Annotated in this window: 13 protein-coding genes; 10 read left to right on the forward strand and 3 right to left on the reverse strand. The window is 43.9% G+C overall.

Annotation, left to right across the window (positions count from 1 at the left end; genetic code table 11):
- The first annotated feature begins 149 nt into the window (after positions 1-149).
- Positions 150-1559, forward strand: coding sequence for an NADP-dependent phosphogluconate dehydrogenase (gndA, locus tag ACFQV5_RS22260; protein ID WP_379250109.1), 1410 nt, complete (start codon positions 150-152; stop codon positions 1557-1559).
- Here gndA and ACFQV5_RS22265 read toward each other — a convergent pair.
- Positions 1543-1851, reverse strand: coding sequence for a hypothetical protein (locus ACFQV5_RS22265; RefSeq protein ID WP_379250111.1), 309 nt, complete (start codon positions 1849-1851; stop codon positions 1543-1545). The genes gndA and ACFQV5_RS22265 overlap by 17 nt on opposite strands.
- Before the next feature lie 217 nt (positions 1852-2068).
- Between ACFQV5_RS22265 and ACFQV5_RS22270 the strand changes: the two genes are divergently transcribed.
- Positions 2069-2581, forward strand: a complete 513-nt coding sequence (locus ACFQV5_RS22270; RefSeq protein ID WP_379250112.1) for a shikimate kinase — start codon at positions 2069-2071, stop codon at positions 2579-2581.
- A gap of 86 nt (positions 2582-2667) precedes the next feature.
- Here ACFQV5_RS22270 and ACFQV5_RS22275 read toward each other — a convergent pair whose 3' ends face one another.
- The gene (locus tag ACFQV5_RS22275; protein ID WP_379250114.1) at positions 2668-2973 is read right to left on the reverse strand and encodes a rhodanese-like domain-containing protein; all 306 of its coding nucleotides are present in this window, start codon (positions 2971-2973) and stop codon (positions 2668-2670) included.
- Between the two features lie 137 nt (positions 2974-3110).
- On the opposite strand from ACFQV5_RS22275, the gene aroA reads away from it, so the two are divergent.
- From aroA to ptsP, 4 genes are all read left to right on the forward strand, one after another.
- Complete coding sequence (gene aroA, locus ACFQV5_RS22280) at positions 3111-4403, forward strand: 3-phosphoshikimate 1-carboxyvinyltransferase (protein ID WP_379250116.1); 1293 nt, start codon at positions 3111-3113, stop codon at positions 4401-4403.
- A gap of 55 nt (positions 4404-4458) precedes the next feature.
- Entirely contained in the window at positions 4459-4881 is a 423-nt protein-coding gene (locus ACFQV5_RS22285) for a CoA-binding protein (protein ID WP_379250118.1), read from the forward strand.
- Positions 4882-5029: 148 nt separating this feature from the next.
- Positions 5030-6913, forward strand: a complete 1884-nt coding sequence (locus tag ACFQV5_RS22290) for a glucose PTS transporter subunit IIA (RefSeq protein ID WP_379250120.1) — start codon at positions 5030-5032, stop codon at positions 6911-6913.
- Positions 6910-8673: a phosphoenolpyruvate--protein phosphotransferase gene (gene ptsP, locus ACFQV5_RS22295; RefSeq protein ID WP_379250122.1), complete on the forward strand. Its 1764-nt coding sequence runs from the start codon at positions 6910-6912 to the stop codon at positions 8671-8673. The genes ACFQV5_RS22290 and ptsP overlap by 4 nt, the downstream gene beginning before the upstream one ends.
- Before the next feature lie 193 nt (positions 8674-8866).
- Here the strand turns inward: ptsP and ACFQV5_RS22300 are convergent, their stop codons facing one another.
- Positions 8867-9391 (reverse strand): type 1 glutamine amidotransferase domain-containing protein, encoded by a 525-nt coding sequence (locus ACFQV5_RS22300; protein ID WP_379250124.1) that lies wholly within the window; start codon positions 9389-9391, stop codon positions 8867-8869.
- Positions 9392-9848: 457 nt separating this feature from the next.
- Here ACFQV5_RS22300 and ACFQV5_RS22305 point away from each other — a divergent pair, with 457 nt between their 5' ends.
- From ACFQV5_RS22305 to ACFQV5_RS22320, 4 genes are all read left to right on the forward strand, one after another.
- A complete protein-coding gene (locus ACFQV5_RS22305) occupies positions 9849-10121 on the forward strand; it encodes a hypothetical protein (RefSeq protein ID WP_379250126.1) in 273 nt (90 codons plus the stop codon).
- 94 nt (positions 10122-10215) lie between these two features.
- Positions 10216-10563, forward strand: a complete 348-nt coding sequence (ytxJ, locus tag ACFQV5_RS22310) for a bacillithiol system redox-active protein YtxJ (protein ID WP_379250128.1) — start codon at positions 10216-10218, stop codon at positions 10561-10563.
- A 106-nt stretch (positions 10564-10669) separates the two neighbouring features.
- Positions 10670-11680, forward strand: a complete 1011-nt coding sequence (ccpA, locus tag ACFQV5_RS22315) for a catabolite control protein A (protein WP_379250130.1) — start codon at positions 10670-10672, stop codon at positions 11678-11680.
- A 148-nt stretch (positions 11681-11828) separates the two neighbouring features.
- Positions 11829-12530, forward strand: coding sequence for a 5'-methylthioadenosine/adenosylhomocysteine nucleosidase (locus ACFQV5_RS22320; protein ID WP_379250132.1), 702 nt, complete (start codon positions 11829-11831; stop codon positions 12528-12530).
- Positions 12531-12556: the final 26 nt, after the last annotated feature.

The raw sequence follows: 12556 nt of genomic DNA on the forward strand, positions 1-12556 counted from the left end.
CAGGGGTGTTTTCGCGCGGTCTGTTTTCAGGTCAGGGGTTCACTTCTCTGCGGAAAAACGTTAATATAGGTGTATTGTGAGTCATCCGAGGTTTTGATGCTAGGGATGAATTACGTACAAATATAATGGAGAAAAGGATGGAGAACCAGATGGAAAAACAACAAATTGGTGTGATTGGCCTTGCTGTAATGGGTAAAAATTTGGCTCTTAACATCGAGAGCAAAGGCTTCACCGTTTCCGTATATAACCGCTCTCCGCAAAAAACGGAGGATCTGTTGAAGGAAGCAGAAGGAAAAAACCTCAAAGGAACATTCTCCATCGAGGAATTCGTGGAGTCCCTTGAAACTCCTCGTAAGATTCTAATCATGGTTCAAGCTGGACAAGCTACTGATGCTACAATTGAACAGCTTCTTCCACATTTGGATCAAGGCGATATTATCATTGATGGAGGAAATGCTTATTTCCCTGATACGGTTCGCCGCAGTAAAGAGCTTGAAGCTAAAGGCTTCCGTTTCATCGGTGCTGGTGTATCCGGTGGGGAAGAAGGAGCGCTTAAAGGACCTTCCATTATGCCTGGTGGACAGAAGAGTGCTTATGAGTTGGTTCAACCGATTCTGACAGCTATCTCTGCACATATTAACGAAGAGCCTTGCTGTACATACATTGGCCCAGATGGTGCTGGCCACTATGTGAAGATGGTTCACAACGGCATCGAGTATGGGGATATGCAGCTGATTTGTGAGGCTTATCATCTCATGAAAGATGTACTGGGACTTGATGCTAAAGAGTTGCATGCTATTTTCTCCGAATGGAATAAAGGCGAGCTGGACAGCTACCTGATCGAAATCACTGCCGATATCTTCTCGAAATATGATGAAGAGACTGGTAAGCCGATGGTTGATGTTATTTTAGATACAGCGGGTCAAAAAGGTACTGGTAAATGGACAAGCCAAAGCTCTCTGGATCTTGGTGTGCCATTGTCCATGATTACTGAATCCGTATTCTCACGTTTCCTTTCTGCAATGAAAGAAGAGCGTGTGAAAGCAAGCACGATCCTGAACGGTCCAAAAACCGAAAGCTTCACTGGCGACAAAGCTGAATTTATCGAAAATGTTCGCAAAGCGCTGTTCGCGAGCAAAATTGTGTCCTACGCACAAGGTTTCGCTCAGCTTCGTGTAGCATCTGATGAATACAACTGGGATCTCCAGTATGGTGAGCTTGCAAAAATCTGGCGCGGAGGCTGCATCATTCGCTCCCGTTTCCTTCAAAACATCACCGATGCATACAATAACAATCCTGAACTGAAAAACCTGCTTCTTGATCCGTTCTTTAAAGATATTATCGAGAATTACCAAGATGCATGGCGTAAAGTCGTTGCTTCTGCAGTAACAATCGGTATTCCGGTACCAGGATTCGCAAGCGCTCTGGCATACTACGACAGTTACCGTACGGCGAACCTTCCGGCGAACCTGCTGCAAGCACAACGTGACTATTTCGGAGCTCACACGTTTAAACGTGTGGACAAAGAAGGCGTGTTCCACTTTAACTGGATGGAGTAGTATCCGTTAATCCATGAACGATGTCGCGTAAACAAGCGCGTATATCATCGTTGTCAGCATGAAAATGCGCTTTACTGCTGAGTAGTAGCATAGCTACTTCGCAGTAACTGTTAAAGCTTTGCAGTAGACGTGGCTTTGAGAGGTCCAGCAGTGCTGGGTCTTTCGAAGCCACTTTTTTTTGTACATAATGTAGAACCCAGACAATATCCTCACGACATAAAGGGTGTGAAGGATCTAGGATCAGACTGAGCCTTTTAGGTAGTTCTGGCCTCGTGAATTGGTCGTAAGACATCGTCTTCTATCACTCCTGATTATCATAATCTTGCAAACGGTTATTACTATTTATATGACAAAATATGAAAAGATAGACTTGTAGAATATAAATATAAAATCCTCTTTGGCACGGACTAGGCAAGGATTAGGCTAACTTACTGGATTGTCCAATCTTTTCGGCCTGTGGTATGATATGAAAAAGTTTAATAGGATGAATGCGCAAATGGGGTGAGGAAATGAATCAAACAGACCGCAATATCATTCTGATCGGTATGATGGGCACGGGTAAGAGTACAGCTGGAAGTATTATTGCACAGCAATTAAATTATTCGCTCGTTGATCTAGATAACGAAATTGAGAAAGCGGTAGGTAAGTCGATACCGGCCATGTTTGAATCGGAAGGAGAGCCTTTTTTTCGTAACGCGGAAGCTGCAGTTCTCGAGAGAATTCTCGAAAGACAGAGGCTAGTCATTGCTACTGGTGGTGGGGCCGTTCTCCGTAAAGAAAACTGTGAACTGATGAGCAGGAAAGGCTGGGTTGCCGCACTGACGGCTGATGAATCCACAATCGTTGAGCGTGTTCGTGGTGATGAACATCGTCCACTCTTGGTGGGTAATGTGGAGGAAAGAGTACGTAAGATTATGGAAGAGCGGAAAGATTGTTATCAATTTGCAGATGTTACGGTGGATACAACTGGTTGCTCCGCCCATGAAGTAGCATTAAATATTTTAGCGCATTACCGCGGCTAAGCTTCATTTGCTGTGTTAGAAGTCTCAATTAGGGCGGGAAATTCATCCCGCCCCACATGGCAATGAAGAATGTGTTCCTATAGGAACTATTCTTCGCTATTCCACTGAAGCATGCCGCCATTCATGTTGACAATGTTGTGGATACCTTGATGGCTCAAAAATTCACACACATGTTGACTGCGTCCTCCGCTGCGGCAGATAAAGATAACCTCAGTGTCTCGTGGGATTTCATCTAACCTGCTGGGGATGTCACCCATCGGAATATGTTTGGCACCGGCAACCATGCCTTGTGCGACTTCATCATCTTCTCGTACATCAATCATATAGATATCTTCTCCATTTTGAAGCCGGCGTTTTAGCTCTGAAGGCTCAATTTGAGGGATTGATTTCATTGAAAGTTCCTCTTTTCTGAAGTTATTATGGCTTTGTCTTTGTTTTCCATGATACCGAAGGGGAGAATTATCTGTCAATTTATCTATGATGCTGGGCATGTAAGAGATAAATAATAATTTAAGGAGAGTATACATACATGGACGTTATCGTTAGACCAACCCCAGAATTAAAAGGAGAGATTGGAGCGCTATCCTCCAAAAATTACACCACCCGCTATTTGCTCGTTGCAGCTCTTGCGGAAGGGGAGAGCACCATTTATTATCCGGCCCACAGTGAAGACAGTGATGCAATGAGACGTTGTATTCAGGATCTGGGAGCTACGCTTTATGAAGATGAAGAGAAGGCGGTTATTACGGGTTTTGGTCGTTCTCCGAAAGATGTGAAGGAACTTAATGTTGGAAACGCGGGAGCCGTGTTAAGGTTTTTAATGGGTATCACATCGTTGTCCAAGGAAGTAACATTCGTTAATACATATCCAGATTCATTAGGGAAGCGTCCACATGATGATCTGATCGATGCACTCGGTCAACTTGGTGTACAAGTGGAGCATAATAATGGCCGGCTTCCGATTACGATCCGGGGAGGTCAGCCAAAAGGTGGGAAGATTTCCGTATCTGGGGAGGTTAGCTCACAATACTTAAGCGCTCTACTCTTCGTAACACCACTCTTATCAGAAGATAGTGAAATTACGGTGACCGGAGACCTGAAATCGAAGGTGGTTATCGGACAAACACTTGAAGTGCTTGAACAGGCAGGGATCGTTATTCATGCTTCAGATGATTATATGCACTTCCGTGTGCCAGGAAGACAGGCTTATCAAGCGAAGACGTATACCGTGCAGGGCGATTATCCGGGTTCGGCAGCGGTACTTGCTGCAGCTGCTGTTACACAATCAGACGTGACCATACGTAATCTGTCTGAAGATAGCAAGCAAGGAGAACGGGCGATTATCGATGTCCTAAAAATGATGAAGGTGCCTCTTACGCATGAGAACGGTGACGTTCATGTACAGGGCAACGGGAAATTGCAGGCATTGGAGTTTGACGGAGATACAGCGACAGATGCTGTTTTGGCGATGGTTGCTGCAGCTGTGTTCGCCACAGGAACCTCCCGTTTTTACAACGTAGAGAATCTTCGCTATAAAGAATGCGATCGGATTACCGATTATCTGAATGAGCTTCGAAAAGCTGGAGCAAATGTTGAAGAAAAACAGGCTGAAATTATCGTCCATGGGCGCCCAGAAGGTGTGGAAGGTGGCGTAGAGATTAATGCGCACTACGATCACCGGGTTATTATGGCGCTGACCGTCGTTGGTTTACGTTCTGAGAAACCACTGCTCATTAAAGATGCCCATCATGTTGCTAAGTCATATCCTCAGTATTTTGATCATTTAAAGGCGCTTGGTGTCAATGTAGAATGGGTACAATAGAGTAGATTGGTGATTAAAACTTGTAACGATGAATTCTGGAAAGGTGGTCTTCTAGATGGCATTTGAGAATCCTTCACGCGAACAGATTGCTGATATCCTACGACATGCAGGGAATATAGCTGTCGTCGGTTTGTCGGATCGTACGGATCGTACATCGTATATGGTTGCGCAGGCGATGCAGAATCGTGGATACCGGATTATTCCGGTCAATCCGAAAGCTACCGAGATTTTGGGAGAGAAGTGTTACCCATCACTCAAAGATATTCCTGAACCTGTTGGAATTGTAAATGTGTTCAGACGAAGTGAATATTGTCCTGAGGTAGCTAAGGAAGCAGCTGAGATCGGTGCTAAAGTGCTTTGGCTGCAGCAAGGTATAATCAGTGAAGAGTCTGCAGCAATTGCTGAGGAACACGGTATGATAGCGATAATGGATCGCTGCATTAAGGTAGAGGATTCCATCGCATTGGGTGGCAAATAAACATCTAATAAGTAACGATATCAGGCAAACCCTCACTTAGAGGGTTTGTTTTTTTATGAAGATCAATGAAGCCGTTTCATGTGAGACCTTTTCTTTTGACAAAATCCTGCGCAGCGCTTACCATCTAAAATAGAAAGGAGGGCTCTCCTTGAATTGGTTGGGATCTTTGCAGCAATTGGGCAGAGCAGTCATGCTCCCTACGATGGCTCTTCCTGCGGCAGCTCTCCTGCTAAGTGTCGGGAGTTTGCCATGGGCTTCATGGGGAATAGAGTCCGTAGGAGAAGTAGCTTCTGCTGCAGGCCACGGTGTTTTCTATTATATGCCCTATTTATTCGCGATCGGGGTAGCCTGGGGGATGTCTAACCAGGGTGGTCCTGCCGGGCTAGCAGCGCTTGCCGGTATGTTCATCTACGATCAGGTCACCTCAGTAGCCGGTGACGGTAGTGTGCAGCCGTCTACCTTGATTGGTATCATATTCGGAGTGATCTCGAGTATCGTTTATAATCGGTTTAAACATATAAAGCTTCCGGAGGCGATACAGTTTTTCGGAGGCTCTCGTTTTGTGTTGCTGATTATGGGATTGTTCTCAGCAGTATTTGCATGGGGAATGATCTTTATCGCTCCTTTTATACAGAAAGGATTCGAAGCTTTTTTTTCGTTAACCGTTCATATGGGTGGATTTGGTCTATTTTTGTACGGTATTTTATATCGTGTTTTAACGGCTTTTGGTCTACACCATATTCTAAACAATGTCTATTGGTTTCAATTAGGGACGTATGAGACTGAAGATGGCGTATTGGTTCAAGGGGATTTACCGCGCTTCTTCGCAGGAGACCCAACGGCCGGTGACTTTATGGCTGGTTTGTTTCCGATTATGATGTTTGCACTGCCTGCTATTGCATTTGCTATTATTCAGGAAGCACGGGAAGATCTGAAACCTAAAGTGAAAAAGACTTTTATGCGTTCGGCTCTCGTATGTTTTTTGACCGGAGTATCCGAGCAAATAGAGTTTGCCTTTTTGTTTGCTTCACCATACTTGTATGTTCTACATGCTTTAATGGCTGGTTTTGCTATGGTTTTAACCTATTCATTCAATATTCATCACGGTTTTTCATACTCTGCTGGGTTTATCGATTACGTAATCAATTATCATCTATCTCAAAATGCGTGGATATTGATTCCGATCGGGATCGCTTACGGTTTGATTTATTATTTCCTGTTCCGGTGGGCAATCCGAAGGTTTGGCATTCCAACACCAGGACGCGAAGAAGGCTCTGCGCTTGAAGATTGGGCTGGCAATATTCCATATCAGGCTCCATTGATTCTGGACGCTCTGGGAGGAAAGGACAATATCGTACAGGTTGAATCTTGTATGACAAGACTCAGATTGACTGTTTATAACGATCGTCAAATTGACACCAACGCGCTTAAGCTACTCGGCTCAGCAGGAATTATTAAGCTGGGCGGGGGGAATGTACAAGTGGTATTCGGAACTTATTCCGAGCTCATCCGTGAAGAGATTCATAAACTGATGCAGCGTGATCTGCCGAGGGTATTATTCAGCGCTCCCGTTCAAGGGCGAATGCTGCCAATCGAGGAAGTTCCAGATGATATTTTTGCAGCTAAGCTGGTGGGAAGCGGTGTGGCGTTCATCCCTGAAAAGGGTGAGCTGGTATCACCTGTTTACGGGACCGTCATGCACATATATCCTACGATGCATGCGATTGGTATCTCTACGCTGGAAGGCTTGGAGGTTCTCATCCACATTGGGATTGATACATCACAGCTTAAGGGTCCATTTACGGCTGTTGTCAGCGAGGGAGACACTGTGGAACCGGGTCAACTGCTGGTGAAATTTGATCTAGCTTATTTGAAGACACATGCAGCATCACTGGCGACACCGATGGTCATCACGAACCCGGATAAAGTGAGGTCCTGGAATTTTGCACCGTTCAAATCGGTTAAAAAGGGACAGTCTTCGGTTATGTCAGTTGTATTAAACGAAAGTAATGCTGGGGGTAGAGAATCATGATAAAAGGCATTGGCGCAGCAGCTGGCGTTGCACTTGGTAAGGCATTTGTGCTTCCACATTGGGAGCTTGATCTGCCGGATTCCGAAATCGATGCCGTCGATTTAGCCAAAGAGTTCGAGCGCCTTTATGAAGGCATACGGACCTCCAAAGATGAAATAGAATATATAAAAAATGAATTTAAAGAAATGGTGGGGGATGAAGAATCCCACATTTTTGATGCGCACCTCGCTATTTTGGAGGATCCGGTGTTCATGAATGAAATTCAAGGCCTTATTGAACGTCAATACAAAGCGGCCGAAGTTGCTGTTAAGGAAGCGATTGACCATTTTGTATCGATGTTTGATTTGCTGGATGATGAATATATGAAGGAGCGAGCGCTTGACATTAAAGATGTCGGAAACCGGCTACTCAAGCATCTGCTTGGTGCACCCGAAGTAACGCTGCCGTCGGATACACAGCCATATATTTTGGTGGCTAAGGAATTATCTCCGTCACAGCTTGCGCATCTCAATCCTTCTCACGTCTTGGGCATTGTGACGATGTCTGGAGGTAAGACTTCGCACTCGGCTATCATGGCTAGAGCGATCGGAATTCCACTTGTGTCAGGTATCGAGCATCGCCTAGAGAAGCCTATTCAGACTGGAGAATTCCTCGTGGTAGATGGGGATGAGGGGCATTTGTACATTAATCCGAATCAGAACGTTGTAGAGCGCTATAAAGGTATTCGCGATGAGCAGCGGAAGAGAAAAGAACAACTTCAGTTACTCTCGTCTGTGGAAGCTGTTACGAAGGACGGCTCTTATTTTCATCTCTCGGCTAACATGAATTCCTTGAAGGAACTGGATATGGCTTTGAAAAATGGAGCAGAAGGCGTTGGTTTATTCCGAACAGAGTTCCTGTATATGGATCGTACGACATTTCCTACGGAAGATGAACAGTTTGAGGTCTACCGTCAAGTAGCCGAAAAGGCGAAAAATTCATCTGTTGTTATCCGTACGCTGGATATTGGCGGGGATAAACAGCTGGATTATTTCTCATTACCTGAAGAAGAGAATCCTGTTCTGGGATACCGTGCTATACGGATTAGTTTAGACCGGACTGAATTGTTCCAAACGCAGTTAACTGCTATTTTAAGAGCGAGTAACTATGGGAATGTTAAGGTGATGTATCCAATGATTTCATCCGTTGATGAGGTTCGTCAGGCTAACGAAATACTTAAACGTTCCATGGAAGATCTTGATCGTCGCGGTATCCCTTATAACTCTCAAATTCAGGTGGGGGTTATGATTGAAATACCTGCTGCAGTAATGATTGCTGATCTCTTAGCTGAGGAGAGCGACTTCTTTAGTATCGGAACAAACGACCTGGTGCAGTATGTACTTGCGGTGGATCGTATGAATGAGCAAATTGCTCATATGTATTATCCATTTCATCCTGCCGTGCTGCGTATGCTGCGGACGACAGTCGAAGCAGCTAAGCAAGCTGGAATTCCTGTTAGTGTTTGTGGTGAGCTTGCTGGTGATGAACGCGCTATTCCGCTCTGGCTAGAGCTTGGTGTCCAAAACCTGAGCATGTCTCCCTTATCTCTGCTTAAAGTAAAGCATCGTATTCTGAATACGGATGCTGTGGCTGCGAAAAAGGAAGCGACTGCTTGCTTTAAACTCCGTACGAGTAGCGAGGTAGAAGATCGTCTTACCCGTTTTTCAGAACAGGATAGTTTTATGACTGGTAATACGAATAGGAGCACTCCTGCTTCTTAGATTGTTAACAGCCCGAACTTTGTTAAGCTGTAATATCTTTTTTTGATAGGACAAGCCTTTCTTTTGAATGTGAAATAGGTGGCATCCATCAAATTGCGGAAATCAAAAAAGCCGTTTCGAATGAGTGACTTACTCATACCGAGACGGCTTTTTTATGGGTTGAATTTATACCACAATAAAACTTTAATGTGATTTATTGCCTAGCAAGCGCATCACAAAAAGCTTTACCGTAAGGTGGAAGATCAGGTGGGCGTCTAGCAGAAATAATATGACCATCGGTAACCACGGCTTCGTCGATCCAGATAGCACCGCCATTTTCCATATCATCACGGATTCCTGGTGTTGAAGTAACAGTAACCCCATTTAAAATCTTGGCTGATATGAGTACCCAACCAGCATGGCAAATTTGTCCGATCGGTTTTTTATCTTCATGCATTTCACGGACTAGCTGAAGAACTTTGTTATAACGTCGAAGCTTATCAGGAGCCCATCCCCCTGGTACAAGGATACCGTCGTAATCTTGGCTACTCAGTTCCTCAAATGAATACTCGGCTGTAGCTGGAACGCCATACTTGCCGATATAGGTTTTACCCTTTTCATGTCCGGCCAAGTGAACTTCGGCCCCTTCCTCCCGAACTCGGTAGACAGGGTACCATAATTCTAAATCTTCAAATTCTTCGTCAACTAGAGCTATTACTTTTTTACCTGTAAGTCTCATAAGTTAAAAGCTCCTTTCTTTAACCAATTTCGGTTTTGCTATAGCAACAGTCTGTAAAGACAATTGCTACCGAATGAAATTATTGTAACAAAAACTTTGATAGGTTTCATTCTTTTACCACAGAACATAAGATCACACAATAGGAAAACAATGGATAGTTAAAATTTGAAGGGTTTTCGAATTGATAGTCGAATAGTACTATTCATATCAAAGAGAAGTATTTTATTAGTCAAAATAGCTCCTTGATTGACATCATGTGATAGGATTTGAGGTGGCCCAATTGTTTAAGAATTGCAAATGCGGACGGGTTATGAGAATGGAACTTAGAAGATTGATATTTTCACGAAGAGTATTTATCTATCACGTCCCCGTTTATGCTTGTCAAGATTGCTCAACCTATGAACTCATACCTATACTTAAGCAGGATATAATTTGCTATTTAAGCTCACTTGGTGATGTGAAGAGCCAGCTGAAAGTTTCATTCGCTGATATTTATGAACCTGCCTCTGTACTACGAGACGCTTTGTCATCTTCCAGTGATTCACCACTAGAGTTTCAGCTGCGCTGTAAAACTGCATTTGATGATCGGATTAATATGTTATTGGATCTTTACCAAGTTGCGAAGTTAGAGACCGATTCTATCTGGATGGCGGAGATTACTACCCGTTTGGAGAAGATGACTGCCTTCGCGAAGTTACAAAAAGAGTATTTGGATTTTTGCGCGAGTTAATCGATGAATTTTGTCGAGTTTGTTGGATTTTTCACGAACATTTTGTTAGGATATACATTAGGAACTTCAATATAATGAAGGGAATGTATATCCTATGGCGACTATGACGAAAATGACTACAAACGAACAATTGCTTAATGCTCTGGATTCATCCAATCAGAGAGCAGTACTTCTTTTTAAGCACAGCACACGTTGTCCCATCAGTGCCAGAGCTTATGAGGAAGTGTCTGCGTATTTACAGAATCAACCAAACGAACAATTGGATTACGCTATGATTGATGTGATAGCTGATCGTCCAGTTTCGAATGAGGCTGCCGAGTCTTTGAACATTAAGCATGAATCGCCGCAAGTTATTCTTGTTATACAAGGTGCGCCAGTCTGGCATATATCCCATTCTCATATTACGACTGAAGCGCTGAGAGGCAAATTGGATAGCCTATAAGGCTGTATCGTTGCACAATGCAGTAATTTGTCGTATCATAAATTTAATTGGCTGTCGTACGTATGAAAGATTGATTGAAAATTTATTGGCAATGGAGAGAAGGAATTTGACGGTAACCATTTACGATGTGGCGCGTGAAGCAGGCGTTTCGATGGCGACGGTATCGAGGGTAGTCAATAACAACCCCAACGTTAAGCCTCAGACCCGGAAGAAAGTATATGAAGCGATTGAGCGATTGGGATATCGTCCGAATGCAGTTGCTAGAGGTTTGGCAAGTAAGAAGACAACAACCGTAGGCGTTGTAATCCCAGATATCTCTAACTCTATTTTCGCTGAAATTGCCCGAGGTATCGAAGATATCGCCAACATGTACCACTATAATATTATTCTATGTAATGCTGATAAGCGGAAGGAAAAAGAGATTCGTGTTATTAACACTTTGCTTGAGAAGCAGGTGGACGGGCTATTGTTCATGGGTGGAACGGTGACGGACGAGCATATTCAGGCATTCCAGACTTCTGCAGTGCCGATTGTTCTGTGTGCAACCCGTGATGAGAAGGGTTCATACCCTTCGGTCGATATCGATCATGAACAAGCTGCATTTGATGCAGTTAATACCTTGATTCGCCATGGACATCGCGAAATCGCGATGATCAGTGGGACGTTGCAAGATCCTGCAAACGGCTATGCACGTTTTCAAGGTTATAAGAAGGCGCTTGAGGCGGCTGGTATTGAGTACCAAGAAGATCTGGTGCGCATTGGTAACTATCGATATGAATCTGGCGTAGAAGCGATGAAATACTTCTTAGGCTTGAAGAAGAAACCGACAGCTATTTTTTCGGCAACTGATGAAATGGCGATTGGCGCCATTCATAGCATTCAGGATGAAGGCTATAAAGTTCCAGATGATTTCTCAATTATTAGTGTCGACAATATCCGGATGGCGTCTATGGTGCGTCCACAACTTACAACAGTTGCTCAACCGATGTATGACCTCGGTGCAGTTGCGATGCGTCTACTTACGAAGTTGATGAAGAAAGAGAATGTAGAGAATTCTCGTGTCATTTTGCCACATGAGACCATTCTCCGGCTTTCTGTTAGTCATGTAAATGAGTAGGTTTTGTTAGCTGCACATTTATAGACACAAAAAAAGAAGCTCCTTTAAGGAGCTTCTTTCTAATGCGTTCGAGTTTATAGAACATAATCTTCGTTCTTTAGGAAGAAGTTTGTTCTGGTATACGAAAGAATGGAGGGCACAAAGAATCATGGGAACTTCCGTAGTTGGATTAATTGGTGCGATGGATGAAGAGATTGAACTTCTTTTGACTCAGATGGAGAGTGGGGAGAAAGTCTCGAAAGCTGGAGTGAACTATGTAAAAGGTACACTTCATGGTAGAGAAATTGTAGTCTGTAAGTCTGGTGTAGGCAAGGTTAATGCAGCAGTAACGACTCAAATACTGATCGATCATTTTGGTGTTTCACAGGTCCTGTTTACAGGTGTGGCAGGTGCGCTGGATCCTCGGCTGAATATTGGAGACATCGTAATCTCCTCGTCGTGTATGCAGCACGATATGGATGTAACTCCCCTGGGTTATGAGCGAGGTATTATACCGTATCAGAGCATATCTGACTTTCCTGCGGATGAACATCTGATAAGTCTTGCGGAAGAGGCTTGTAAAGAGCTGTCGGCTGATGGATACCTTGTAGGGAAAGTATTATCGGGAGATCAATTTATCGCAAGCAGAGACACTGTACAGACGCTGTATGAGCAGATGAACGGTGCTTGTGCGGAGATGGAAGGTGCTGCGGTAGCTCAAGTCTGCTACATGAATAATGTTCCGTATGTTGTGATTCGTTCTATGTCCGATAAAGCTGATGGATCCGCGCACGTAAATTTCCCTGAGTTTACAGTAAAGGCTTCCCAGCAGTCTCATTCAATTGTCACCCATATACTTAATCATTTGTGATCATAAATTGTTATTCAATATTAAGC

The sequence above is a fragment of the Paenibacillus sp. GCM10028914 genome (genome assembly GCF_042666275.1).
In the GTDB taxonomy this organism is placed as follows: domain Bacteria; phylum Bacillota; class Bacilli; order Paenibacillales; family Paenibacillaceae; genus Paenibacillus_AQ.